Genomic DNA, 26,967 nt, shown 5'->3' on the forward strand with positions numbered 1-26,967 from the left:
CTTTCGGTGATCCGCTTGATTGGTTGGCATTTGGGGAGGATACAAACCCTCGATAGCGCCTGTCTGCAATCGCTTACGGTGGATCGACATGAGGATCCCGAGCAGGATCCGGGCCGTACGCCGCGGAGCAGTGCCCCGCTTCATCGAACGGACACCCGGCGAACCCTGTCTCATTCCATCATCAGCCGAACACCCTGATCACTGCGGCGGTGGCCTAGGCCGGGGACGTTTGCTCGCCCGATGGAGAATGAAAACGGAGATCGCGCTGAGGCACCGGGATGGTGACGCCGTGTTCCTTGAACAGGTCCCAGATGCGAAAGAACACGTCGCTTGTGACGTTCCCAACCCCCGCCTCGGGGCTGTCGATCCAGATCCGCAGGTCGAATTCCACCCCATTGTCGCCGAATTCCTTGATCCAGCAGACAGGGGCGGGTTCGGTCAGCACACGGGGCGAGACGGACGCGGCCTCGACGGCGAGCCTTTGCGCCAGTCGCAGATCGCAATCGAACGACACCCGAAATCCGACATGAACCCTGACGTCCCGGCTCGAGAAAGACCAGTTTTCGACTTCGTCGGTCATCAGCCGTTCGTTCGGGATCAGATGCTCCTTGCCATCGCGGGTCAGGACCGAGACCGCGCGCACGCCGATCTTGTTGACCCAGCCGAAGGTGTCGCCGACCGCGATGACGTCGCCGGGCTTGATCGATCGGTCGAGCAGCAGGATGAGGCCCGCGATCAGATTGCCGAGCGTCTTCTGCAGGCCGAAACCGATCGCGAGCCCGAACGCGCCGGAGAACACCGCCAGCGCCGTGAGATCAATGCCGAGAAGATCGATACCGACGAAGATCGCGACGGTGACGACCGCAATCTGCGCGAGTTTCTGGAACAGCACGCGTTGCGCCGCGTCGAGCAGTCGAGCCTGCCCGATCCAGCGCAGGATCAGCCCAAGGAGCGCACGCGCGGCGAGGAACAGCAGGAGCGACAAGCCGACCGCGTTGACGATGTCGAGCAGCGAAATACGCCGGGTGCCGACCCCCATGCTCGCGCGGTCCAGCCCCGCGATCAACGGAGCGAGACCGCCCAGTCGACTTGCCAGCACGATGAGGAACAAGGCGGCGGCAATCAGTGACGCGGGTCGGCTTTGCAGGCCAAGCGCACGGCCGAATTGATAGGCCAGCGCCGCGACCGCGATGCCGAGACCCGCAGCAAGCAGAAGATCGGCGCCGGGGTTGAGCCCCCGAACGCCAAGAAACGCCGTCAGGACCAGCGCCGTCACGCCGGCGCGGGTAATCGCCATCAGGCGCGGCGCGACCACGTCGGCGTGGCGCGGCGCCAAGGCCGGCAGGAGGTATCTACAGGCAAGGCGCGCTGCGACGATGCCCAACAGCAGGGCCGTGCTCAGGATTGCGACAGCCGCGATCAGGTCATGAAACGGCAGAGCCGCCCATTGATCCAGATAGGTCTGCCACCAGGCATCATGTTCCAACCGGTTCTCCAATGCCATCTCGTCGGCGTCGGTCACCCGACAATCACAGCGTCATTCCCATCTGATCGCCGGATCCCTGTTAAACGGAGGTGGCACCCCGGTCAGCCCTTGTACGTCATGCGCGTTACCGCCGTGCCGTTTGCGCCATTCCGGGCGAGGGATCGCTGGTGAAGCAGCGCGAAGGACGGGCGAGTTGATCGGCGCCATCTCTGTGCCCCCTACCCTGTCATGCGATGCCAAAGCCGTTCGTCAGATACCAATGTCTTGAGCTGGTCGTCGTGCAACAGCTCGGCCCCAATCATGTACGTCAAATCGGTGAGCTTGGCTTACTGCTAGCGCTGGTCCTCATGATACTCCTGAAGGACCTCCTTCACGTCCTTGCGGTCTTCGTTCGACACTGCGTCAGGCGCCTTGTTGGCGCCGGACCGGCCGGTCAGGCAAAGACGCGAATGTATCGGGAGATGGTCTGAACCCACATCTTCCAGCACCTCCAGGCTATGCACCTTGAACTCGGGTGTGACGAACATGTGGTCGAGCGGCCAACCGAGCAGCGGCGTGCGCGCGGGGAAGGTCGCGAACGTGCCCCGACCAATCCGAGCGTCGAGATAACCTCCGACGCGTTTGAACAGCTGCGAGGTGTGCGACCATGCGACATCGTTGAAGTCGCCGATCGCCAATACCGGTAGCTTCGTACGGGCGGCGCGACTCGCCGCGATCGCGATCTCAGCGTCGCGTGCCTCGGTATCCTGTCCCGGAACGGGCGGACGCGGGTGAAGCGCTATCACGCGAAATCGATCACCGGCCGTCAGCTCCGCATGGACCGACGGCGTATCCTTTTGGGCGATCGTTTCGATCCGCCCATCGCGCATCGGCAGCCGCGTGGCGAAGATCATGCCGTAGGTATTGCCGATCGGTTGTTCGAGCCGGTGTGGATAGCGCGCAAGCTGCTTGGCCAATGCATCGGCCCAACGCTGGTCGGTTTCCATCAATAGCAGGATATCGGGCCGAACCCGATCGATCAGCCGCGCCGTTCGCCCATAGTCTCGATTGGACTCCAACACATTCAGCGAAAGGACGCCGAAACACCGGCTCTGCGCGGTTGCGGCATCATCCGCAAAGGCCAGCTCCGTCTTGGCAAGCGGTGTATACGGATAGATGCGATAGAGTTGCCACCCGGCTGCGACGGCGCAGCCCAACGCGATCCATCGTCCTGCCTGCCGATCCAGCCACAGCGCCAGGCCTCCGCCCAGCAGCAGGAGGCCGAGTATCTGCACCCGGGGAAAGTCCCAGATCCTGATCCACCATTCATTGGACTCGATGATGCTGAGCCCGGTTACGAGCATCAATACGCCTGTGAGGGCACGGATCGGAAATGTAGCTAGCCGCATTCCTGATGCCTAAGAGCGGCCTTGCCGTCGACCAAGCCCTATAACCCTCAGGCCGAGATACCACCGGCGCTGCTGCCGAAGCCGGAGCCGTATCGAGGCCATGTTCGGTCGTTTGAGAGACGGGCGCGGCGTCGTCAGTCGCGACGATCGATGCCCGAAAGCCTTCCTCTCCGCAATCGACCTCGCCACCACGGGCTTGGTGTAACACTGATCAACGAGTCGTCACCCTAGTAACGGGAGTTCCACCGATTCGTCGGCCAAAACGCTCTGTTCAACGAATATTGGATCCCGACTCAGTTTTAGTAGATTGCCATATTAACCACGACCGGGCAGGACGGTCTTGCCGCGGGGCGGCAGCATAATCCATTTAACTCAAAGGAAATTTTATGCGTTATTGGCAGAACGGCAAGCCTTTCAAGGGTTAAGTCGAACATAAAGGACGACTCGCTATCTGATAGTGGGTCGTCCTTTGTTTTTGCATGCTACGGCATTGATAAAATTGTTACAGTTTTTTTACGTTATGGTGAATCGACTGGAAAATGTTTATTCTTGCGACAAGCGACGGCTTCTGAGTTCTTATCCCGGATGACTTTTGGATCGGAATAGCCTGTCTGACGGTTTTCAGCCGCCTTAGGGTTGCTGTGATCATGCCGAATATGTTGGCGCCAGGCATGAGACATGCTGTGCCGACCATAATCTAAATCATCTTTACCTCCTGCTGCCCACATTGCGCAGTAACCGGTAGTAATTTAGCGCCGAATGCCGGCGCCGATGGCTCTCTTTAGGGCCCTTCACCCAATGATAATCGCAGATGCTGTCAGGTGGCTGACGCTGCTGGACAGCGTAAACGCCGCACTTGAACACAGCTCGAGACGCACCGAGAACAAGTCTCCACTGCATTCCAGCGCGTAGGCAACCTCGTACACAAGCGTGGCGAGGCAGGCCTGGTCCGCACCGGCGCGACCTTACTGAGCGTAAAGCGGTCAGTTCACCAGACCTTGGGCGATACCCAGTCATCATGGTACGCATTACGATCGCGCCGCGGGTCGGTGCGGCGGCGTGAACGACGGCCTGATCGCACCGGGACGTCCACTGGCAAACGGTGCAACCCGCGATACGTCGGCCGGTCCTATCCAAGCCGGCGACACTTGCCTGACATAGAGTCGACACGGCATCATCGCGGCCGCGCCCACATGCGTCCGCGACGCTGCCGCCCTCAGACGAAACTTCACCCAGCGGCATGTCAGATCCGCAGAGTCCCCTCTGTCGCCGACGTCAGCGGCACGTCCTTGCCCGTTGTAGCGGAGGCTAACGCGCTCCGCGCCAACGGGCGCCAATCGAAAGAGCCTTCAATAGGAATTACTGAGAAGCCTTCGCCTTAGGATCGAGGGGTTTGGCATACTCGATCTTCGCCGCGTTCCGCAGCGCCGCCTGATGCTGAACGATGCCTGCCTGGATGCGGTCACGTGCGATCCCCTGCTTGGCGAGTTCATTGATAGCAGCAGAGCTTGCTTCGGCTGGACGGACGCTTATGACATGATTGGCGATCGCCGTTGCACCTTCGAGAATAACCAGAGGCTCACCGTTCACCGTCGTCATCAATCGACCGAGTGCGTTACGATCCAGACTTGCGCTGTCGAGTTCCACCGTTGCCCGCTGATAGCTCACGCCCCGGCTATCCAGAACTGCTGTCAATTCCGCCAGTGTCTTTGCCGGCTTCATAGCCGCGATCAGGCTCGGATTATTTGGTGCTGGAAAACGAATCTGTTCCACCGACAATGTCCGGCGCTCCCTACTCAGTTCGGGATGCTTCGCTAGATACGTCTCGACATCGCGCGTCGTGACCGGTTGAGGTACACCTGCTGCGACCGATTGCAGCGCAAGGTTCGCCATCACGATATTTTTGGCACGCTCCACGGCAAGAACGGCGTTCGGCTTCTTGTAAAGACCATCACGCTCGCCGGCCTGGATAACCAGCTTTCGATCGATAAGGGCCTGCAGGGCCTTTGGCTGAAGGTCTTTCGAGTTTTGCGCGTTGGCCCCGCTCAACCCCAGCTCGAAATTGAGTTCGCTTTGCGTGATAGCTTCGCCATTGACCGTAGCAACCGTCTGACCGCTCGGTCCGGCCTTATTGCAGGCCGCTGCCGCCAGCGTGAGTGCGAGTGCTGCGGCAGACAGGGTTTGCCGCTTGGTGATGAGGAACCTGGAGGATGCTGACATAAGCAATTACCTTAGACATAATGCAGAAGGAAACGAGATGGGAACCGTATAGAACTGGTTAAGGGTCGTGATTTTTGCAGGGCTTGCGCGTTTTATACCTGCGACGATCGATAGATGAAAAGCCGGTTGAAACGGTGTGGTGCTATTTGCTGTGCTCGCTGAGCAAGTGACGTGGCAATGAGGGCGCTGCCGCTCCCACCATATTATGGTCGCGGCGAGACTTGACGATATATTCAGTGCCTTGCGACCCTCATCGCCTATGCGTTGATCGGGCCAGCGAGAAGTGCGCGGCCGGAGGGGCCGCAGGACTCGAACAATGTTTTCGCAAAGCCCATCATGGTTGCCTCTGCAGCCTTGGCATCCGGATCGATGATCGAAAATCGTATCAACGCCCCATCTGGGACAAGGCCGGCCAGGTTCTGCATTGCGATGGACCGTCGCTGATCGTCCCACGACACCGGGAAACGATTCCCCAGTCGAGTCCAATAAAGAACCTGCTCTGTACGGGTATCGCGCACGGTCGTTAGGAAGCGCCCTGGTGCACTGATGCCTTTGCCCAGTGGAATATCCACGTCTCGTATATCGGTGATGGTAAAACCGGATCCGGGGTAGCAGGACTCAGGACGATGCACCATCAACATGCCGCTCTGCCGATACGCATAGGCGATCAAAAGCATGATCGGCGGAGCGCCATCGGCACCGTAACTGCGCATCAGCTGCTTCTCATAGACGGCTGCCGCTTTTGCTTCATCCTCGGGGGGTAGAACAAAGCTGACATCCGGCACCATCGCCCAAGGTGCTGCTTTCTTTGGAATGGCGTCGTTCAGGTTTCCGGAAGGAATGGCAACGACGAGCTCGGTAGGGCGTCGAGCATAGGTGACGCCTGCGGTTATGCCGAAGGCGAGACCCAGGGCAGCTTCTCGTCGAGTAAATCGAGCGATTGTCATGTCGTTACTTTCGGGCCCAACGTGAAACAATAGGATGCAGCACCGCATCCAGTCCCAGCAGCATAAGCAATGCCAGGATAAACATGCCCATGCCGACCAGCTCGTGCGCCAGGCCCTGCGCGGCCTCTTCCGAGATGTAATAGGTCATTAGCACCAAGATGATGATACGCAGAAAGTTTGCCGCTATAGCCAATGGTATCATCAGCGATATCAGCAAGAGCGCGTAGCGCGGCGCATTGCCATGCCGCAGATAGACATAGAAAACGCCCAACGCACAGATACCGATCAGGGAATTTATCCCGGAACACGCCGTTGCGACCAGCAACTGATATCCGCCAATCTGGATGACCGTTCCGGTACTCCCGATGGGAAGACCGAATGCAGCCAGCAAGTTTACGGAAGCATCGGAGATCAAGTCCTTGATAGGACGCGTAGCGACGAAAACCCAGTTCTCCGGCGGCGTGATGATGAACAGCAGGTACACCAAGGGGAACCACAGCCTCTTGAGTGCCTCCTTACCGAGATAAGTCCATAATAATACTACGATCACGGTGTAGAGGGACAAGGCCTCGATCGCCAAGATGCTGGTAATTCGCCCTACGGAATAGAGGAGCAGCGCGGGGATCAGCAGCAAGCCGACAGGAAGGAAGGATTGGCGCTTGGCGACCTCCCACGGCCGCGCGCGCCAGATCAGCCACAGCGCGGAAATGAAGATAATGGGCCCGTGCGCGCCCTGTTCGGTGGACCAGCTGACGGTCGCCAGCCGGCTCAGCGTCGGCAGGATGAGGCACGCCAATCCTATCAGAAGCGGCCACCACCGCGCTGTCCAGCGCGCCAGGCCGCTACCGACGTCAGTCCACGACCCGCTTGGCTGCGGCCGCGCCTCTACCCGTATCACGCATTTCTCCCGACGACTTATGAGCGGTAAAGCTAGCGTCTTTTACCCAATATTCAAAGCCATCGCCACGATCGCCGAGAATGCCATCGCCCGCACCGTTGATAGGCCACCCGTACCACCCCGGGACAAGGCGAGGCCATACCACCCCTATCAAGCAGCGCGCGCCCATGCGCCGAAATCGCGCTTTCCGGCTGCCTGGGGGCCGGCCCCCAGAAGAGCATAAGGCCTAGCGGTGCTTGAAGCGGAACGTGCCTTCCGGCCCCGTCTGCGACGAAGGAAGGCCGATTGTCCCAAACTTGGACATTATTGAGATCATGGGGGAATCTCAGCGTTATATCGGTTTGCGAATCGCCATGCCCCCCGGTAACAGCTTGTTAAGTATCAAATAGAGGGAACCATCATGAAGCGTCTACTACTCTCGACCATGGCATTCGCATCGGCTTTCGCGATGGCCCCTGCAGCTCACGCAGCGGATTTCGTTCCGGGCAACCCCGAGTTCACCGTAAGCGGTGACATCACGGACGGTACTGTTTCGGCAGACTTCGGTCGTTCGGGCATTGCGTCGGGCATGTTCACGGATACCTTCAACTTCATCATCGATCAGACTGGTCTGGCTAGCGGCACGCTGAGCACGAACACCACGCGCCTGACGAGCTCGACCGACCTCGACATCCTGTCGGTGTTCATCAATGGCTTCGCAGCCACGAAGACCATCGTCGGCAACGCCGAGTTCTTCGAGATCAACAACGTCGCGATCACATCGGGTGCGACGAACAAGATCGTCGTGAACGGCATGTCACGTGGCAACGGCTCCTATGCCGGCACCGCAACCTTTGAGCCTTCGGCAGTTCCCGAGGCTGGTACCTGGGCAATCATGCTGTTCGGTATCGGCGGCATCGGCGCATCGATGCGCGTTCGTCGTCGCCAGGCGAAGATCGCATTCGCCTAAGCGCATTTCACAGCTGGTCTCAGTGTCCATCTGTGTGAAGGCAGCCGTCAACCTTTCGGGGTTGGCGGCTGTTTTTGTTTAGTCTACGGCGCGGACGGGTCGACGAAAGGATCCATGCGGCGCGACCAGCGCCGTTGATCGATACTTGGGCAGGCGGGATGGTCCATGCTGCGCCCAAAGGCACAAACCCCGAGATCGCGAACGCGCCTGAATGGATGTCACCAGTTACCGAGCACAAAGCCTGGTATCGGCACCCATCGGTCGACAACTGCTCCAAGCCCCGTACGCGGCTGGGACTGGCAATGAGCACCTGTGTGCGCCGTTCTGCAATCTCTTGATCTTCAAGTACAGGCGGAGAGCTGTAACATGAGTTTGCGGTTGGAGCATGTTACCAAACTTGCACACAGCAAAGAAGGCCTGAGAGCGGCCTACGCCGCGGGTGTTGATCATCAGCAGAATGGCTGGCTGAGATATCCCCCATGCAAATGGGATCATCCCGCAATTCTCGCTTTTGACGAAAGCGGAACGTGCGTTGGCGGTATCAATTGGGGCGAGGACCATGATGATCGAACGCTCACGATCACGTTCGCGTGGGGTTCGCCTACCGCTCCCGCAGCCTTTGCTGCCGTGCTGTCGCGATTTCGGAAAACTCATCTGAACGGTTGGTTCACCGAAATCCACTTCACGATATCGACGCATAACGACGCCATGCAAAAGGCTGTAAAAGTACTTGGGCTTGTTCCTCGGGCCTTCACCTTTGAGATGCCGGTAAAGGCCATGGCCAGGTCTTGATGGCAAAAAAATGCCCGGCTTGGAAAGCCGGGCATTTTCGAGTTCAGCCGTTATAGGGCTTCACGGTATTCCAATATCGCAAATTGGCTCATGATTTTATTCATGACAATATTTGCCAGTCATCACTCCTGTACGCCTTACTATTTCCCTAGTAACACATTGCATTATGCCGTGCAGGATGCGTTAATTAGAAGAATATAAGAGCACAGGCTGTTGACTGTTTAGCCCCTGATGGGCTTGCCGATTGGCCAGTAGCGCATGTGAATCCCCCTCATTGAAAAAGTGTCTGTCTTTCGACAAGGAGACATATGCAGCAAATTCATTTCGTAATTGCGACTGCAAGCGGTTTAAAGTGCATTAACCGCAAATTGTGAATTTCAATTTGCTGCGCGTATGATGATGCACTGACGCTCTCGGAGCCTTCACCCGTGAACAGGGCGCCCGAGCCTTGCCGCCAAAATGGGAGGCTGCAACCGCTTGCGCGCGGAAGTCACCAGGCCATGGTGATCGACAGGGTCGCCAAGGGCACGACATCGGCGGTCGTGCCACCGGGAGCGTCGAGCCGGGCCAGCTGATGGTCACGGACCACGGCAAGGATTTCGCCCTGCAACGATGCCGCCGCACCAGCGATCTTGACGGGCTGCGCGACCGCCACCCCGGCGCTGCCATATACCCTGTCGCCGCTGTCCGCTGCATAGAAGCCCCGCCAGCCGACGCCGGCCGAGACCGGCATCGTGAGCGTCGGACCGTCTTTTGCGCGTGTCAGCGCAAAGGCGGGGGCGATGCCTGCGATCGTGTAGAAGCCCCCCTCGCCTTTGGTCCGCTTCGTCGCGGCGAAACGCGGCGCGAGAAATCCCACTGCGTTATCGCCGGTGTAGAGGATCGTCAGGCTGGCCTCGTGAGTCGTGTTCGCCACCCCGTTGGGGCTGGCCTTGATCGCATAGGCCGCCGCGGCGGAGAGCCCATCGACAGGCCGCCATGCAAGAGCGACGATCGTGTTGCTTTCATACCAGCTGCGCGGGCGCGACCGCTCATCGGCGCGCGGTGCGTGAAAGCCGTTCGAACTTTGCCCAACCAGAAACAAGGTCCCCTGCCCGTCCGCGCGGCGCGTCAGCACGGCGGCACCACCGACCGAGAGATGGACCGGGACCCTGGCGAGGCCGGCATCATCGTCGTCATAGGCGCCGCGCGCATAATCGCCGTTGCGGACGTCGACCGTGACGATCGGATGGACCGTCCCGTCGCCGACATCGACCTCCGACAGCGTCGCGTCTTCGGTATCGATGAACGGCACGGTCTGCGCCGACACCCGGGACGCGTCGAAACACCCACACATCGCCGCCAGAACGATCAGCGCCTTGGCGGTCACGCGGTGCGTCGCACCAGCCAGACGGTATCCCCGGCATCGTCGACGACGAAGATCGCGCCATCATCGCGCGTCTGCACGCTCACCGGTCGACCATAGACTTCGCCCGTCTTCTCGTTCGCAACGAACCCCGTCAGGAACGGCTGCGGCGCGGCGGTCGGCCTGCCATTGGCAAAGGGGACCGCGAGGACGTCATAGCCGATGAACGCGGACCGGTTCCACGATCCGTGCCGCGCAACATAGGCGACCTGTTGCGCGGCGGACGTTCCCTTGGCGAACGCCACGCCCAGCGCCGCGGCATGGGGCCCGACGGCAACATCGGGAAGCAACGTCGTCGCCAGCAACTCGCGCTTGGTATTGGCGTGACGCGGATCCTGCTTGCCGTAATAGCTGTAAGGCCATCCATAGAACCCGCCGTCGCGAACGCCGACGAGATAGTCGGGTGCGATATCGTCGCCGAGCTGATCGCGTTCGTTGACCGCAGCCCATAAAGTGTTCGTGCCGGGCGCCCAGGCCATGCCGACCGGGTTGCGAAGCCCCGACGCGTAAAGACGCTCCCGCCCGGTACGCAGATCGATCGCGAGGATGGCCGCTCGTCGCTTCTCCTCGTCCATGCCATGCTCGCCGACATTCGAGGCGGAACCGACCGATACGTACAGCGTCCGCGCATCGGGGCTCAGCAACAGGTTGCGCGTCCAGTGATTGTTGTAGCCCCCCGCGGGCAGCGACACGAGCGGCTGCGGCGCTGCGGTTACCCGCGTCTGGCCGGGCGAGAAAGGAACGCTGACGACGCCGTCGGTATTGGCGACGTAAAGCCGCCCGTTCGCATATTGCATCCCGAACGGCTGGTTGAGCCCCTCGATCAGCACGAAACGCTGTTCCGCGACCCCATCGCGGTCCGCGTCGCGCAACAGGGTGATACGATTGGCGCTGAAGCCCGTCGTCTTCGACAGCGCCTGACCGCGCTGAACATCGGGTTCGGCATCCAGTTTGGGCTTCGTGCGCGCCTCCGCGACCAGCATGTCGCCGTTGGGCAGCAGCAGCGCCTGACGCGGATAGTCCAGACCGCCCGCAAACTTGATGACCTCATACCCTCGCGGCGCCACGGGTTTGCGCCCGTCGGGCCAGCCGATCGTCTTGGGATGGTTGACCACGGACGCAGTCGCATAGGGCTCGGCCTGCGTCTTCACACCCAGCACCGGCGGTGGGGTCTGGGCCATCGCGCCAGCTGCCAAACCCAATGCGCTGACGGCGGCAAGGATCGTCCTCATAATGTCTCCCGGAACATGACAAGAGTGTAACCCTCTCACAATCAACGATATCCATGAGGCTGCCAGCGCCGCGGATTAATTTGGCGATGTCGCGACCAATCCCCTCGGCAACAGCCTTGGTGACCACCACAAAACCACCGAACCACCGCCGGAACGAGGCGCCGCCGACATGACAAAATTTTCATCTCGGCCGTGGCACCATATAGCGCCCGCGCGTTGTCGCCGTTCGTCAGCGAATGGGATATCATGCCGAAAACATTGACTATTATCGGCATGGGGGCCTGTGGCGTCGCCGCCTTCGCCGAAGCCGTCACGCGACTATGCTATGATCCGGGCGACGGATGGGTCATCCATCTGGTCGAGCGGGACGACGAGCTTGCGCGCGGCCTGGCGTTCGGCACGGAACAGCCGGGGCATCGTCTGAATACCGAATCCCGTCTCATGGGGCTCTATGACCGCGAGCCGGGTCATTTCCGGACCTGGCTCGAGGCGCGGCGCGCGGCAGCCGGGACTCCGCTCGACCCCGATGGCGTCGAATATCCCGAGCGCCGGGAATATCGCCTCTACATGCAGGAGGTCCTCGACCAGGCGCTCGACCAGGCCCGGCGCGCGAGGATCGACGTTCGTATTCACCATCAGGAAGCCGTCAGCATCGAGGGCGACCATGATGCGGCGACCGTCGCGTTCTCGGACGGATCGACGATCGCGACGGACGTTGTGCTACTGACGATCGGCACGCCCGATCCCGACCGGTTCGGCACCCTGAACGGCAAACCCGGCTATTTCGACTCGCCCTACCCCGCCGATCGCATGATCAGGGGGATCGACAGCGATCAGTCCGTCGTCATCCTCGGCAGCGGTCTCAGCGCGATCGACGCGGTGATGACGCTGCTCGATGAAGAGCACCGCGGACATATCCACCTGATTTCGAAGGAAGGCCTGCTGCCGCGGGTCGAAATTCCCGCACCCGAGACGGGGTATGACCGTCAGCATCTCACGCTTAAAAACGTCCACCGGCATATCCGCGAACGCGGCGCCGCCTTCTCGGTCATGGACCTGTTCCGCCTCTTCCGCATCGAGGCCGAGACTGCCGCGGGACGGACGATCGACTGGCAGGCCGAGGATCGCGCCGACGGTGACGCCCAAGCCGCCCTGCTCCACGACATCGCCGCGGCTGACGCCGGCGACGAACCGTTCCAGCGCATCTTGACCGCCGCCCGCCATGATTCGACCGCGATCTGGAACCTGTTGCGACCCGCCGACCAGAAACGGTTCGGACAATGGCTGGCGCCGCATTTCGCCGCGGCGCGGTTCGTCACGCCGATGGTGAACGCGCGGCGCCTCGCCGAGGCGATGACGCGCGGGCAGCTCAGCGTCCGCGGGCGGGTCGATGAAACCGTCGCTAGCCCGACCGGCACCGGCTTCGTCGTCCGGTTCACGACGGGCGACACGCTCGAGACGCCGGTCGTCGTCAACGCCACCGGCCAGGCGACCACCCTCGCCGAGATGAAGGAAGCGCTCGTCAAGGATCTGCTCGCCAAGGACTGGCTGCAACCACACCCGGTCGGCGGTGCCATCGCCCACCGCGCGACCTGCCGGATCATCTCCGCGAGCCGAGACGCACCACGCGTCTACGCGCTCGGCCAGTTGCTCAACGGCGAGTTGCGCGACACCAACGCGGTCTGGTTCAATGTCGAGTGCGCGGGCCGCGCCATCGACGATATCCTGCGCCAGCAATGAGCGCGCTCGGCAACATCGCGGTGGCACTGCTGCCGCTTTATGGCGTGATCCTGCTCGCCTGGGGCGTCGGGGCGCGTGTGCCCTGGGCGGCGAAGCTGTTCTCGACCATCCTCGTCTTCGGCCTCATCCCGTTGCTGGTCATCGACAAGGTGCTCGGCGCGGAAACGCAGCAGTTGCTGGTGATCCCCCCGCTGATGTTCGCGGTCGCCGCGCTGATGAGCATCCCTGCCCACCGGTTGGCCAACCGGCTTGGCGACGATTTCGATCCCAAATTGCTGTCTGCCTCCTTCTCGTTCTTCAACGTCGCATTCTTCGGCGTGCCGGTCAGCCAGGCGCTGTTCGGCGAGGTCGGCGTCTCGACGGTGATCTGCGCCTATATCGGCAGCGCGCTGTACGGCGACACGATCGGCTATTTCCTGATTGCGCGGACCAAGGAGGGTACGCGCAAGGCCGCGACCAAGGCGCTGCGCGTGCCCGTCGTCTATGTGATCGTCGGCGCGATCATTGCAAAGTCGGCGGGTGTCACGATGCCCGAGGCGGCGTCACCGATCCTGTCGGTCGCCGGTACGCTGGTGTCGGTTCTCGGCATGGCGGTCATCGGCCTCAACCTCGCCGAGACCGGCCGCGACGACTGGCGGCCCCGCCTGATGACGCGGATCCTCGGCGTCAGGCAGGCCAGCGGACTCGTGCTGATCGCCACCGCACTTGCGCTCGAGGCCGCGTTCATCGGCATCCTCGAACCCCGCGACCGCGTCATCGTCGGGCTGATCGCGCTGTTCCCGATCGCGAGCAACGTCACGCTGTTCGCAACCCTGCTCGACACGAACCGCAAGGCCGCTGCCGTCCTCGTCGCACTGTCGAGCGCCGTCTCGCTAGTGCTCGTGTTGCTGGTCGTCGGCGTGTTTCACTCGGCGATACCGACTTAAGAATTGCGCAAAGCACCGCGGTCCGCCCCCTGAAACAATCTCGGTAGGATCCGGAACAGACACAGTCGGTTGGCGCTTTGGATGTCACGCATCCCGGGAGCTGAACCATGACCGATCCAACACGCCGCACCTTCGTGTCGGGCGCCGCCGTCACCGCTGGCGCGCTCGCCGCGACCACCGTTGCCGCTGCGGCTCAGGGTGGGGGCAAGCCCGCCGCGGCACCGACGCCGGCCGCTGCGGCCTATCCAAAGCCGCCCTATCCCGTCCAGCGTCAGCCCTGGCCGGGTCTCGCGTCGAAGATGACGCCGCGGCCCGATCATGGCGAGACGAGCTACAAGGGGTCGGGAAAGCTGACCGGCAAGCGGGCGCTGATCACCGGCGGCGATAGCGGGATCGGGCGTGCCGCGGCGATCGCCTATGCGCGCGAGGGCGCGGACGTCGCAATCAACTACCTGCCGGCCGAAGAACCCGACGCGCGCGAAGTCGTCGCGCTGATCCGGGCGGAGGGACGCAAGGCCGTCGCGATTCCCGGCGACCTGCGCGACGAACGCTTCTGCCGCAAGCTGGTGCAACAGGCCGCCGAACAGCTTGGCGGGCTCGACATCCTCGTCAACAATGCCGCGCGCCAGCAGACCCGCCCGGGCATCGCCGATATCTCGAGCCAGGATTTCGACGATACGATGAAGACCAACGTCTATGCGCCGTTCTGGCTGACCAAGGCCGCGCTCGAGCGGATGGGTGCAGGCGCGGTGATCGTGAACACCTCTTCGGAGCAGGCCGGCAACCCGTCGCCCGACATCGTCGATTATGCACTCACCCGCGCGGCGGTGCTGAACTTCACCAAGAGCATGGCAAAGCAGGTCGCCAGCCGCGGGATCCGCGTCAATGCGGTCGCGCCGGGCCCGTTCTGGACACCGTTGCAGGTCAGCGGCGGCGCTACGCCTGAAAAACTGCGCAGCTTCGGCGGCGATTCGCCCATGGCGCGTGCGGGCCAGCCGGCTGAAATCGCCGCGCTCTATGTCGCAGCGGCTGATCCGTCGCTCAGCTATTCGACCGGGCAGATCTTCGGGTCGACCGGCGGCAATGGCCAGCCCGCCTGACGAGTGTTGTCGCGCTGGGGCTCGAAGCATCAGCCTCGAGCCCCCAGCGCGACGCCCCTTACTCGACCAGGGCGACGCCATAGCCCGCGAGGTCGAGCGCGCCGGGCAGCTTGCGTCCCGTCAGAACGTCGCGGGCCGTACCCGACTTCGCGCCGGGCATCGCCACGCTCAGCGCACCGGACGTCGTATTGACGTAGAGCGTCCGTCCTTCGACCGTGCGCGCGACCACCCCGTCGGGAGTTGCCGGCCCCGTCCGGATCTTCAGCTGGGCGTAGAGCGACCGAATCAGCGGATCGATCAACCCCGGTTGCGCCGCGGTCGCGAGATAGATCGCCTGCCCCTTGCCGAATGTGTTGACGGTGATCGCCGGGCTCTTGTCGGGCGTGTTTTCGAACCGCGCGAGGACCTTTGCCGTGCTCGGCTCGAGCACCTCGTAATAGGGGTCCGTACCGCTGAGTTCGCGGCCCTCGAAGCGGACGCGGAGCGGCTGTTCGGATCGGTAGAAGGCGTTGGTCCACAGCCCGAACACGTCGGTCATGCCGCCCGGCAACGGCGTGCCGAACCATTTCCCGGTCGCGTCCACCTTCGCCGAATAGCCCGTCATGACCACCGTACCGCCCCGCTCGACGTAACCGCGAAGCGCCGCCGCGATCTTCGTATCGACCAGATACGCGCTCGACACGATGACGAGCTTATAGGCGTCGATCGGGTCGTGGCCGATGTCGATCACCGCCGCATCGATATTGTCGCGGTAGAGCGGCGCAAAGGCCGCCTTTACCGCGGTGGTGTAGTCGGTCTTGAAATATTCGGGCGTGGTGTTCGGCCCCGGCGGCGGGCTGGTCAGCCACATCGTGTCGAACGAATAATGCACCGCGACCTGCGGCGGGTCGTAGCGGGGGAAACCCATCGTCTGGAGCTGGCGGAACTCGCGCGCGATCTGCGCGAATTCGCCGACCTTCCACGACGGCCGGTCGTCATGGTCGACCAGCCCGAACAAGGCCTGCTCCTCTCCGCCGAGATGAGAATTGAAGGTCCAGGCGAGGACCGTCTGTGCATAATGCAGCAGCCCGAAATACGCCCACATCCGCGACCGCCCAGGCGTGCCGTAATAGCCCCCGCCACCCGCGGTGAACTCGTTAAACCAGACCGGCGTCTGGTGCCCGGCCCGGTTCATCATGACCTCAAACCCCGCACCGAGCGGGTCGCCGGGATAAAATCCCTGCGCGCCATAGGTCGAGACATCTTCCCAGGACCGGAGATAATCGAACCCCTTGGTCCCTGCCGTCGGCCAGAAGTTCGACGCGACAGGCAGGTTCGGGGCAAAGCGCTTGCGGATGGATTCGAGGTCCTTCAGCGCGCCGATCGTGTCGTCCGACCAGAAGCGGCGCAGGTCGAGATAGCGCTCATTGGGCCCCGGACCCCGGCCATAGGGAAGGTCGACCTGATCCCAGTCGCCGATCCGGCGGGACCAGCGCTGCGTCGCCCATGCGGTGTTGAGCGCGTCGACCGTCCCGTATTTCTGCTTCAGCCAGACGACGAACCGATCCCGGTCCGCCGCCGAATAGGACATCTGGCCATTGCCGATCTCATTGTCATAGCCCAGCGCGATCACCGCGGGATGCTTGGCATAACGCTGCATCATCCGCTCGGCGAGCCGACCGGCGAGGCGGCGATAATCGGGGTCGCTGATATTGTCCCAGTAGCGCGAGGCGGCGTTGACCCGCACCCCGTCCTGCGTGACGATGTCGACACCGGGATAGCGCTTGTGCAGCCAGATCGGTGCCGGCTGGCCCGGAATGTCGACGATGACCCGGATGCCCGCCGCCTGCATCTGACGCAGCACATCGTCGAAGCGCTCGAAGGTGAACCGCCCCTCTTCGGGTTCGAAATAGTCCCAGGCCAGATCCCCCATCCGGACCATGTTGAACCCGGCCGCTTTCATCACCGCGATATCGCTGGTGATCTGCGCCGGGCTGCGGTCGACGGGCTGATAACAGGTGCCGACAAACAGCTGCCCCTTGCCGGGCCAGCCGGGATGGCCGGCGGCGCTCTGCGCACCCGCGGGGACCGCGAGCAGCGCCGGCGCGGCCGTTGCAAGGGTCAACATCAGGGCAATGGATTGCGCGCGGCGGCGTAGCATGGAGATGGTCGTCCTTATCGAAGCGTTGCCCACCGTCGGGGGGCGCCGGTACTGCGCCAAGCTGGCGAATGCGTGGATCGGTGACGCGGGGACCTCACGCTCAGGCAAAGTCGATCCGGAACGCGCTGGCGTGGCGGGTCGGGAGTGTCGCGGGCACGTCGATCTCCAACGCCTGTCCGGTCTGACGAAAGCGGATCGGCCCGCGATGGCCCAGCAGGCGGACCGCCCGCACCGCGCGCGGCTCGTTCGGATTGCCAAGCGCCAGCGCGGCGATCGCCACGGTCCCCGCAGGCTCGCCGAGCGTGATCGCGAACAGCTGGTCCTTCTTGGTCGTGAACCGGATATCGCGCGGCGTGTAATCCGCTTTTTCCGAGAACATGCCCGCGGCGGTTTCGGTCGGCCCCTCTCCGAAGATCTTCCAGGGCCGCGTGCCGTGGATCGCCGGCGCGTTGACCGCCATCCACGGCGCCAGTTCGGCGAGCAACGTCTCCGACTCCGGCGGCAGGCTGCCATCGGGGTACATCACGACGTTGAGCAACATGTTGCCGTTCTTGCTCACAATATCGGCGAGCATCGTGACGATCTGGCTGGTCGTCTTGTAGGGGTGGCGGTCATTGAAGAACCAGTCGCCATTCGACGTATCGGTCTGCCACGGCAGCGCGTTGATGCCCTTGAGCACCCCGCGCTCGACATCCTCGACCGACGCCTCGCGATGGAATTCCCCCGACCCCGAATTCTTGCAGGTATAGACCGCGTCGAGCCGGCCGCGCCGCGCGATGCTGCCATTGTAGAGATGCGCGACAAGGGCGCGGCCTACGGCCCCGAACGGCAGCCCGCCATCCGAGTAGAGCAGGTCGGGCTGATAGTTGTCGACCAGATCGACGATCCGGTCGAACCAGTGCCGCTGATAGGCGGCGTTCGTGGTGTACCAGGAGGCCGGCGTGTTGCGGTAGGGCTCGTTACGATTGCCGTGATAGAGATCCGCGTTGGCGGGATCGGCACCGTCATAGTCCAGCCCGAGCTTCGGCCAGAACTGATCGTACATCTGGTTCGGATACCACCAGGTATAGCTCGCAGCGAGATGTTCGGACACGCCGAAGCGCAACCCGCGCCGGGTGGCCGCGGCCTTCCATTCCCCCACCACGTCGCGCTTCGGCCCCATCGCCACCGCATTCCAGCGCTGATGCTTGGAACGCCAGAGGTCGAAATTGTCGTGATGCACCGCCATCGAGACGAAGTATTTGGCGCCCGCGGCGGCATATTTGTCCATCAGCGCGTCCGGATCGAACCGGTCCGCGGTCCATAACGGCAGCAGGTCCTTATAGCCGTGCTCCGACGGATGGCCGTAGGTCTTGAGATGATGCTCGTAATGCGGGTGGCCGGGGACATACATGAAGCGGGCGTACCAGTCGCCTTGGCGGGGTACGGCCTGCGGGCCCCAATGCGCCCAGATCCCGAACTTCGCGTCACGAAACCAGTCGGGCGTCTGATAGGTCTTGAGCGAGGCGACCGACGCATCGAACCGTCCCGCGGGGATTGCCGGGCCGCCGCGTGCTGCGCCTGCTGGAGCCGCCGCAGCCCCCAGCCGCGCCGCGCCGACCCCCAGCGCGCCGAGCAGCGGTGCGGTCAGCACATCGCGCTTGCTAAATCCGGCCATGTCTTTTCCCCTTTTGCCCGATTATCGTTCGATGCCCGCGGTGCCTGCGGGTTCCAGCGTGACGAGCGCGATGTCGTTGCTGCGCATCGGCACCGTGACGCGCGTCGATCCGCTGCGACCGACCCGGACGGTCCGCGCCTGTTCGGGCAGGTCCTGCGTCGCCTGCTCGAGCCCCTTGCGCTGCGCGGCATCGAGCGACGCGGGCATGCCCATGTCGATATAGAGCGAGAGCGGGTCGTTCCGGCGATAGCCGGTCCGGCGGATGGTCAGCCGGTACGTCCCCGCGGGCACGTGATCGAAGGTCAGGGCGATCGGCCGGGCCGCGACCGCGGGCACCTGCCGCGTGTAGAAGGGCTTGTTGCTCAGCGTCTGGACCGGCTGTTGCCAGTCCCAGACCACGGCCGCGATCCGCTGACCATCGGCGGCGGCGAGCACCGTGTCATCCGCCACGGGTATCGCGCGGCCCTTCAGCGCGTTCAGATATTTATACGCGAACCAGGCCGGCTTGCGGATACCTTCGCGGTTCATCAACCCGAACCCGCCATGGAAGGGCGTTGGCGGCGGGCCCGGCTCCTCGAACAGGTCGGTATAGGTCCAGTAGCTCATGCCCTGCGCATAGGCCCGCGACTGCTTCAGCTTAGTCAGGATGTACGGCGCGCTGATATAGCTGTCATGGACGAAGTCGCGCGGCGTGTAGCTCGTGCTCCATTCGGTGAAGTAGAGCGGCAGCCCCGGATAGGCCGACGCCTCGATCTGCTCGCGAACGCGGCGCACGTCGCCGACCACCGCGTCGGGCGACGCCGACAGCTTGGTGTCCTGCTTGCCCTCCTCGTCGAGGAATCCGCCCTCGACGCCATAGGTGTGCGTCGTCACGAAATCGATCGGCACGGCGTTCCGCTTCGTAAAGGCGAGCAGCTCGGGCACCCAGGCCGCGCCCGCGGTCGATGGCCCACCGACCCGCAACGCCAGATCGATCGCCTTGATCGTCCGCGCGGTGTCCGCATAGAGATCGAAATACGCCTTCTGATCGGCCTTTTCCCAGAAGCCGTCGAGATTGGGCTCGTTCCAGACCTCGAAATACCAGCGGCGAACCTCGTCGGCGCCATAACGCTGCCGAACATGGCGGACATAGGCATCGATCAGCCCACGCCACAAAGCCGGATCGGGATGCGAGGTATTGCCCTTCCAGTAGAAGATCGTCTGCTCCGACGTCCGCATCGCATTGGGCGTGAAACCGAGCTCGACGAAGGGCCGGATCTTCTTGGCGAGCAGTGCATCATAGAGCTGGTCGATCTTCGTCCAGTCATAGACGATCCCCGCATCGGTCTTGCGTACCGTGCCGAGGACGTCGTGGAAGATGTCGTGGAAACGGATGTAGCGGAAACCAAGCTCGTCGACCGCGGTCTTGAGCTGCGCCTGGCTGTCGCTGCGGATCAGCGTGCCCGGGAAATCCGAGCCGATCGACAGGTCGAAGGATCGATCGACCGGGCCTGCGGCCTTGGCGGCATCGATGACGACGCGCCGTTCGCCCCCACGGGCAGCGGGGGCCGCTGCAGCCGGCAGAGTGCCCAACGCTACGACTATTGACGCAGCCATTCCCGCGCTCGACGCCCACCGCATACCCGCTCCCGTTCTTATACGAATTGCCCCGATGGTAGCGCGATCAGGCGGAAGGGCAAGCTTTGTCCGACAAATAAGCTTTTTAGCGGTCGCCGATACGTGCCGATCGTATCATGCCGCGGTCCGCAGCGGTGCCGCACAATGCCGGGCGATGAAGTCAGCGTGGCGCGGCATCGCCTCGGCGGTCTTGGCGACCATCTCCCGCACATGGTCGAGGAACATGGCGCTCTCCGCCACCGGTAGCCCCGCGGTCAGCGGATCGACCGACGCCGGCCAGATGCCCTGCCCGAGCAGGACCGCGATCCAGCTGTCGGGCGTGAACAATTCGCCCTGCTCGCGGAAGATCCGCGCCCGGCCCGCCCAGAGATCAAGCTTGGCCTGCAGCGACGGCGGCAGCGTCATGCTCTGGCAATGCCGCCAGAACGCCGAATCCGTCCGCGTCGTCGCATGGTAGTGAAGGATGATGAAGTCGCGGACCTGATCATACTCCCGGAGCATCTGCCGGTTATATTCGGCGATCTCCACCGCGCTGAAACCCGTATCGGGGAACAGGCTCATCAGCCGCGCGATACCCGACTGGATCAAATGGATGCTCGTCGATTCCAGCGGCTCGAGAAAGCCGCCGGCCAGCCCGATCGCGACGCAATTGCGCTCCCACAGCCGGTCGCGCCGCCCCGCGACGAACCGCAACTGGCGCGGATCGGCGAGCGGCGGGCCGTCCAGTCCGCTCAGCAGCACGCGCAGCGCGGTCTCGTCGTCGACATGGTCGCTCGCATAGACATGGCCGTTGCCGACGCGGTGCTGGAGCGGGATCCGCCAGCGCCAGCCGGCTGCTTCCGCGGTCGCGCGCGTATGCGGCGCCGGCGCGTCGCGGGGCGCACTCGGCACCGCCCAGGCGCGATCGCAGGGCAGCCAGTGCTGCCAGCTCGTAAACCCGACGTCCATCGCGTCGCCGAGCAGCAGCGATCGAAACCCGCTGCAATCGATGAACAGGTCCCCGTTGATCGCGCGCCCGTCCGCGAGCCGGACCGCCTCGATAAAGCCGGTCCCGGCATGCCGATCGACTGCCGCCACGCGCCCCTCGATCCGCACCACCCCCGCGGCCTCGGCACGGTCGCGCAGATATCTGGCATAGAGCGCGGCATCGAAGTGGAAGGCATAGGACAGCGTCGACAGGACCGATTGCGGATTGGCCGACGGTCGCGTGAAACGCCCGTTGCGCGCCGCCACGGCCGACAGGCAATAGTCGCCGATAGGCCCCGGCATGTCGGCTCGCCCAAGCCGGGCCTGACGCAGCCAGAGTTGATGGAAGGCCACCCCCTCGACGTCGCGGCCATGCGTGCCGAACGGGTGGAAATACGCGTCGCCCAGCCGCCCCCAGTCGCGAAACTCGATGCCCAGCTTGAACGTCGCCCCCGTCGCGCGGACGAAGTCGTCCTCGTCGATGCCGAGCATCCGGTTATAGTCGAGCAGCGAGGGGATCGTCGCCTCGCCCACCCCGACCGTGCCGATCTCCTCGGATTCGACCAACGTCACCGCGACGCCGCTCTCGACCAGCCGCGCCATCGCGGCGGCGGCCATCCACCCCGCCGTCCCCCCGCCGACGATGACGATCCGGGTGATGCGGGCCGGGCCGGGATCCGTCACGCCGCCGCTCGCGCACCGAAATGATGGTGCTGCGCATAGGTGACCAGATCTCGGTTCGACGGCAGGTTGCGGACCGCATAGTCGGCCTGACGCCGGACCTCGGCAAACGCACGCCGCGCATCCTCGGCATAGCGCAGCGCGCCGGCCTTTGCGCTCAGGTCGGTCTTCCAGCCCATGCCGTACAGGACATATTGCCAGCTCGCATCGGTGAAGATGTCGACCTGCCCGTCGATGTCGAGCTCGTTGGGCGGCCGGAACCGCCACCGGTCGAGCAGCTCGAGCAGGCTGTCGGGGACCGAAGCGTCGGCCACATTGTCGCGCCAGAACGCCGTGTCGCGCCGTTCCGAGATGCAGTAATGCAGCTTGATGAAATCGAGCGCGCGCTCGTAGCGGCGCAGCATGTTGGCGTTGAACTGGCGCGCCGACGTCTCGTAATCGCCGCCCCAGGGGAACAGGTTCGCGATCATCCCCGCCGAGACTTCGGCAAACGCGATCCCCGTCGCCTCGAGCGGCTCGAAAAACCCGCTCGACAGCCCGACCGCGACGCAATTCTTGACCCAGTTGACCTCGCGGTACCCCGCATCGAACTTAAAGTGGCGCACCTCGGCCTCGTCGCCGCCCGCGCCCAGATAGCCGCGCAACACGCGCTCGGCAGTCTCGTCGTCGCTATGGTCGGACGAGTAGACATGCCCGATGCCACGCCTGCGATCGAGCCCGATGTCCCAGATCCAGCCCGACTCCTGCGCGGTCGAAATCGTATAGGACGCGATCGGATCGCCGGGCTTTGCATAGGGCCGCTGCGCAGCGATCGCGCGGTTGCAGAACAGCACATCGCGGCACGACCGGAACGGCACCTTCATCGCCTTGCCGATCAGTTCGGCACGAAAGCCTGTGCAATCGATATAGAGATCCGCGTCGAGCATCCCGTTCCGCTCGGTGCGCACCCCGCCGATCGCACCATCTTCCGCGAGCAGCACCTCGGACACGGTGTCGGTCAGATGCCGGACACCGTTCCTGACCGCATGCTCGCGCAACAGCCCGGCGAGCGCCACCGCATCGAAATGAAACGCGTAGTTGAGCGGCCCGACATAATCGGGGTTGGTTGCCAGCTTGGGCGCGCGCATCGCGTCCGCGGCCTTTTTCTGCGGATTGGAGACCTCGTCCCAATTTTCCGCGCCGCCATGCCCCAGCAGCCAATAGGGCAGCAGGTCGAGACCGTCGCTCGCATCGGCGACCTGGAACGGGTGCGAATAATGATCGGTGCGGCCCTGCCCGGGGGCGTGACGCCAGTGGACGAACTTCGCCCCCTGCTTGAACGTCGCGCCGCATCGCCGGATCAGCTCGGCCTCGTCGATGCCGATCGTCGCCAACGTCCGCCGGATCGTCGGGAAGGTCCCTTCGCCCACGCCGAGGATGCCGATGTCCTGCGATTCGACCAGCGTGATCGAGACCCCGCCCGCCAGATCGGCGCCGAGCCGTTTCGCCAGATAGCCCGCGGTCAGCCAGCCGGCGGTACCGCCGCCAACGATCAGGATCCTCTTCCGCATCACGCGCTCCGCTCCGTCCCCTGCCGACAGCGCGTCGACAGGGGACGCATCATCGTCAGAAGGCGAGGTTTATGCCAGTGCTGATACGGCGATCGGCCTGGAACCAGCTGCGCCCGACCAGCTTGCCGCCGGGATACCCACCCATCAGCGTCCGCTGCGTCGCGGCGGTCAGGTTGGTCCCCTGCACGCCGAACGAGAACTGGTCGTTCACCTTGAACCGCACACCCGCATCGACCGAGCCATAATTGCCGCCATAGATCGGCAACGCGATCTGCGTCGACGCATCGAGGCCGCCATCCTGATTGGTCACGACACCCGGCGCGCTATAATAGGTATAGGTGCCGTTCGTGCCGTTGCTGTTCGTCGACAGCAGATAGCGCGAGCGCCAGGAATAGGCGACGCGCAACGAGATCGGATTGCGCTCGTACAACAGTGTCGCGTTCAGATTATGCTTCGACAGACCCACCAGCGGCGCATCGTTGCGAGCGGCACCGGTGATGTCGCGGTAGACGTCGCCCGGATTGCTGCTCTTGATGAACGTGTAATTGCCCTCGAACCCGATCCCGGCAAGCGCGCCGGGCAGCATGTCGAGGAAGAAGCGGCCACCGGCCTCGACGCCCTTGACGGTCGCCGCCTTGGTCGAGTTGACGTAGTCGGTGGCCGATGCCGCCACATTCTCGGTCGTACCGTCGGTGAACTGGATCGTGACCTGCCGGCTGGTCAGCGCATAGATCGGCAGGTTGGTCAGCCGTTTGTAGAACGGGGCCAGATGGAACGACGTGCCCGCCCGCCCGTAATATTCGAGCGAGAGGTCGACATTGTTCGACAGCGTCGGCTTCAGCAACGGATTGCCCGTGTCCGCGGTGAAGTTGTTGAACGTGCCGATCCCGCCGGGCGTCTGGCTGGGGGTCGTTGCCACGCCGATCGAACCCGACGCACGCAGCGCGTTGAAGCTCGGCAGATCCATCGTGATGTTGTACCCGCCGCGGACCTTGATCCGGTCGGTCGGCGAATATTCGAGATTGATCGACGGCAGCACGCGCGTGAAGTCCGCCTTGCCGCCGCGGGCGAGGAACGTGTTCGCCAGCGTCACCTGCGCGCCGTCGCGGATGAAGACGGTCCCGCCATTCTGCTGGATGAACCCGCTGCCTTCATTCTCGATATGCACGACACGCACGCCGACGTTACCGGAAATGCCGCGTGCGCCTTCCTCGGGCCCGAAGCGGAGCAGTGCATAGCCCGCGATATTCTCGGTACGGTTATTCACCTGATCGCCCGGCAGGACGAACCCGACAGGCCGGATCGCCAGCGTGCCGTCCGGGTTGAACTGCCCGCCATAGCCGGTGACCGGGAGCTGCCCCGCAACCGAGCAGTTGAATTCATTGCCGGTGCAGAAGCCGGCAGGCGGTGCCGTCACCAGTCCGGTACGATTTTCATTGAACCGCGACGCCAAATCCTCCGATGCGAACATCAGGTTGCCTGGCAGCGACGTGTTGCCGCGGAAGAAGTCCTTGAATGCGTGGCTGGCGACGTCGCCCGACGCTGCATTGGCATAGGTCAGCTGCGGATCGCCGTTCCAGCCGCGACCCAGCGCGGTCCAGTTATAGCCGTTCGACAGATCGCGCTCGGTCCGCTTGGCATAGCGGCCGCCGACCTTGACCGACCGGAAGAAGCTGTTGTCGAACGTATATTCGGCATCGAGCTGCCCCGAATCGAGCCGCCCCTTGTTCCGTTCGTTGTGCGGCATCGACGCCGTCCAGAAATAATTGGCCGGATCGGCGAACGACGCCTGCGTCGCAGGACTGACGGTGATCTGCGGCAGGTCGCCCGTCAGGTCCATGCCGAAGCTCTGGCCGAAGCCGACGTCGCGGAAGATGTCGAGACGATCATAGACCTGGCGCGAATCGACGCGCTGCAGCGATCCCTTCAGCGACACATGGCTGTCTGTGGGCGCCCAGACGAACGACAGCGAATAATCGCGTGTCCGCGTGTTGCTCTCGACGAACCCCTTGTTGCCGCTGCTGTTGACCGACCCACCCGTGGGGGCAAACGTCGCCGTGTCGCGGTTGAACAGCGCGCTCGTCTTGGTGAGCAGGCCGTTGCTGTCGAACGAGCTGCTTGCCGGATCGACCGCCAGCGTCTGCGAATCCAGCTGCGTGCCGTAATCGCTCGACTGGCTCTTGTACCGCGACTGGAAGAAGCTGCCGGTGAAGGTCAGCGATTCGGCCGGCTGCCACTGTGCCGCGCCATAGATGCCGTAACGCTTGTACTGGAACGCCTCGTCGCCATAGGCGAAGCCGCTGGGGACGTACCGCTCGTTGCCATCGCTAAGCTTGGTCTTGAAATACGGGCTGACGCGGATGAACTGCGACAGCGAGCTGAACTGGCTGAACGCGACGTCGCCGAGCAGGCCGATCCGGCCGATCGGCGTATCGAACGAATCGGTGATCAGCACCGACCCCGACGGATCCGCCTTGTTCGCCATGTCGCCGAGCGCGAGTTCGCCGGTGCCAGCAATGTGGAACTTGCCGTTGAAGTCGAACGGCATCTTGGTGCGCAGGTCGATCTGGCCGCCGGTGCCGCCCTCGATCAGGTCGGCCGTCGATGCCTTGTAGACGTCGACCGCCGCCATCAGTTCGGGCGTGACGTCGCTCCACAGGATCGCGCGACCATTGTTCGCGCTGAAGATCTCGCGGCCGTTCAGCCGCGACGCGACGCCCGTCAGGCCACGGACCTGCACACCCGATCCCTGCACCGAATAATGGTCGGGATCGCCGAGTGCGGCAAAGCGGACGATCGAGACGCCCGAGACGCGCTGCAGGACTTCGGTGATCGAGTTGTCGGGCAGCTTGCCGGCATCATCGGCGACGACCGAATCGACGATCGTCTCGCTGCGACGCTTGCGCTCGTCCGCCGCCTCGAGCGCGGCGCGACGGCCGGTGATGACGATATCACCGTCCCCGGTCGCATCGGCCGCGGGTTGACCGACCTCCTGTCCCGGCGTCGCAGCCTGGGTCGTGTCGGGCGACACGGTCTGCGTTTCCGCCTGCGCCCATGCAGCGCTGCCCGCGCCTGCTGCCAGCAGCGCCGCAAGCGACACACCGACCCGCATCGCGATCGCCACACGCCCACGTGGCCCCGAATTCAGAACGAACGCCTTCATAACCCCTCCCCATGCCGCAGCGCATCAGACGCACCACATCAGCAACGGCGCATCTGTAAACGAATGCTACCGCTACCGCCGTTAGGCTGATCTGATTTAGAAGACAATAG

18 protein-coding genes are annotated in these 26,967 nt (G+C 63.4%); 5 read left to right on the top strand and 13 right to left on the bottom strand.

The window, feature by feature from the left end:
• Positions 1–214: 214 nt before the first annotated feature.
• The 5 genes from IFT54_RS20905 to xrtV all read right to left on the bottom strand — a co-directional run bounded on the left by IFT54_RS20905 (position 215) and on the right by xrtV (position 6,939).
• Positions 215–1,522, bottom strand: coding sequence for a mechanosensitive ion channel domain-containing protein (locus IFT54_RS20905; RefSeq protein ID WP_192070621.1), 1,308 nt, complete (start codon positions 1,520–1,522; stop codon positions 215–217).
• Between the two features lie 296 nt (positions 1,523–1,818).
• Positions 1,819–2,829 carry an endonuclease/exonuclease/phosphatase family protein gene (locus IFT54_RS10675; RefSeq protein WP_244648890.1) on the bottom strand — a complete coding sequence of 337 codons (1,011 nt, stop codon included), beginning with the start codon at positions 2,827–2,829 and terminating at the stop codon, positions 1,819–1,821.
• A gap of 1,404 nt (positions 2,830–4,233) precedes the next feature.
• Positions 4,234–5,094 carry a hypothetical protein gene (locus IFT54_RS10680; RefSeq protein ID WP_031438869.1) on the bottom strand — a complete coding sequence of 287 codons (861 nt, stop codon included), beginning with the start codon at positions 5,092–5,094 and terminating at the stop codon, positions 4,234–4,236.
• Positions 5,095–5,351: 257 nt separating this feature from the next.
• The gene (epsI, locus tag IFT54_RS10685; protein WP_166746105.1) at positions 5,352–6,041 is read right to left on the bottom strand and encodes an exosortase-associated protein EpsI, V-type; all 690 of its coding nucleotides are present in this window, start codon (positions 6,039–6,041) and stop codon (positions 5,352–5,354) included.
• Between the two features lie 4 nt (positions 6,042–6,045).
• Positions 6,046–6,939 (bottom strand): exosortase V, encoded by an 894-nt coding sequence (gene xrtV, locus IFT54_RS10690; protein ID WP_166746106.1) that lies wholly within the window; start codon positions 6,937–6,939, stop codon positions 6,046–6,048.
• A gap of 424 nt (positions 6,940–7,363) precedes the next feature.
• Between xrtV and IFT54_RS10695 the strand changes: the two genes are divergently transcribed.
• Complete coding sequence (locus tag IFT54_RS10695) at positions 7,364–7,888, top strand: FxDxF family PEP-CTERM protein (RefSeq protein ID WP_167396671.1); 525 nt, start codon at positions 7,364–7,366, stop codon at positions 7,886–7,888.
• 366 nt (positions 7,889–8,254) lie between these two features.
• Positions 8,255–8,680: a hypothetical protein gene (locus IFT54_RS10700; RefSeq protein ID WP_192070624.1), complete on the top strand. Its 426-nt coding sequence runs from the start codon at positions 8,255–8,257 to the stop codon at positions 8,678–8,680.
• Positions 8,681–9,170: 490 nt separating this feature from the next.
• Here IFT54_RS10700 and IFT54_RS10705 read toward each other — a convergent pair whose 3' ends face one another.
• The gene (locus tag IFT54_RS10705) at positions 9,171–10,049 is read right to left on the bottom strand and encodes a hypothetical protein (RefSeq protein WP_051916353.1); all 879 of its coding nucleotides are present in this window, start codon (positions 10,047–10,049) and stop codon (positions 9,171–9,173) included.
• Positions 10,046–11,266: a PQQ-dependent sugar dehydrogenase gene (locus tag IFT54_RS10710; RefSeq protein WP_244648845.1), complete on the bottom strand. Its 1,221-nt coding sequence runs from the start codon at positions 11,264–11,266 to the stop codon at positions 10,046–10,048. The genes IFT54_RS10705 and IFT54_RS10710 overlap by 4 nt, the downstream gene beginning before the upstream one ends.
• 243 nt (positions 11,267–11,509) lie before the next feature.
• Here IFT54_RS10710 and IFT54_RS10715 point away from each other — a divergent pair, with 243 nt between their 5' ends.
• The 3 genes from IFT54_RS10715 to IFT54_RS10725 all read left to right on the top strand — a co-directional run bounded on the left by IFT54_RS10715 (position 11,510) and on the right by IFT54_RS10725 (position 15,083).
• On the top strand, positions 11,510–13,057 hold the full coding sequence (locus tag IFT54_RS10715) for an FAD/NAD(P)-binding protein (RefSeq protein WP_192070626.1): 1,548 nt from the start codon (positions 11,510–11,512) through the stop codon (positions 13,055–13,057).
• Entirely contained in the window at positions 13,054–13,983 is a 930-nt protein-coding gene (locus IFT54_RS10720; protein ID WP_192070627.1) for an AEC family transporter, read from the top strand. Before IFT54_RS10715 ends, IFT54_RS10720 begins: the two co-directional genes overlap by 4 nt.
• A 107-nt stretch (positions 13,984–14,090) precedes the next feature.
• The gene (locus tag IFT54_RS10725) at positions 14,091–15,083 is read left to right on the top strand and encodes an SDR family oxidoreductase (RefSeq protein WP_056406115.1); all 993 of its coding nucleotides are present in this window, start codon (positions 14,091–14,093) and stop codon (positions 15,081–15,083) included.
• Positions 15,084–15,141: 58 nt separating this feature from the next.
• Here the strand turns inward: IFT54_RS10725 and IFT54_RS10730 are convergent, their stop codons facing one another.
• The 6 genes from IFT54_RS10730 to IFT54_RS10755 all read right to left on the bottom strand — a co-directional run bounded on the left by IFT54_RS10730 (position 15,142) and on the right by IFT54_RS10755 (position 26,857).
• The gene (locus IFT54_RS10730; protein ID WP_244648847.1) at positions 15,142–17,190 is read right to left on the bottom strand and encodes a beta-galactosidase; all 2,049 of its coding nucleotides are present in this window, start codon (positions 17,188–17,190) and stop codon (positions 15,142–15,144) included.
• 133 nt (positions 17,191–17,323) lie between these two features.
• Entirely contained in the window at positions 17,324–18,880 is a 1,557-nt protein-coding gene (locus IFT54_RS10735; RefSeq protein WP_192070629.1) for an alpha-L-fucosidase, read from the bottom strand.
• A 21-nt stretch (positions 18,881–18,901) separates the two neighbouring features.
• A complete protein-coding gene (locus IFT54_RS10740) occupies positions 18,902–20,452 on the bottom strand; it encodes a GH39 family glycosyl hydrolase (protein ID WP_342354806.1) in 1,551 nt (516 codons plus the stop codon).
• 159 nt (positions 20,453–20,611) lie between these two features.
• Positions 20,612–22,147, bottom strand: coding sequence for a tryptophan halogenase family protein (locus tag IFT54_RS10745; RefSeq protein ID WP_342354807.1), 1,536 nt, complete (start codon positions 22,145–22,147; stop codon positions 20,612–20,614).
• On the bottom strand, positions 22,144–23,694 hold the full coding sequence (locus IFT54_RS10750; RefSeq protein ID WP_192070801.1) for a tryptophan halogenase family protein: 1,551 nt from the start codon (positions 23,692–23,694) through the stop codon (positions 22,144–22,146). The genes IFT54_RS10745 and IFT54_RS10750 overlap by 4 nt, the downstream gene beginning before the upstream one ends.
• Positions 23,695–23,749: 55 nt before the next feature.
• Positions 23,750–26,857 (bottom strand): TonB-dependent receptor, encoded by a 3,108-nt coding sequence (locus IFT54_RS10755; RefSeq protein ID WP_192070631.1) that lies wholly within the window; start codon positions 26,855–26,857, stop codon positions 23,750–23,752.
• Between the last annotated feature and the right edge of the window lie 110 nt (positions 26,858–26,967).

The organism is Sphingomonas sp. CFBP 13714 (assembly GCF_014842205.1).
Taxonomy (GTDB): domain Bacteria; phylum Pseudomonadota; class Alphaproteobacteria; order Sphingomonadales; family Sphingomonadaceae; genus Sphingomonas; species Sphingomonas aerolata.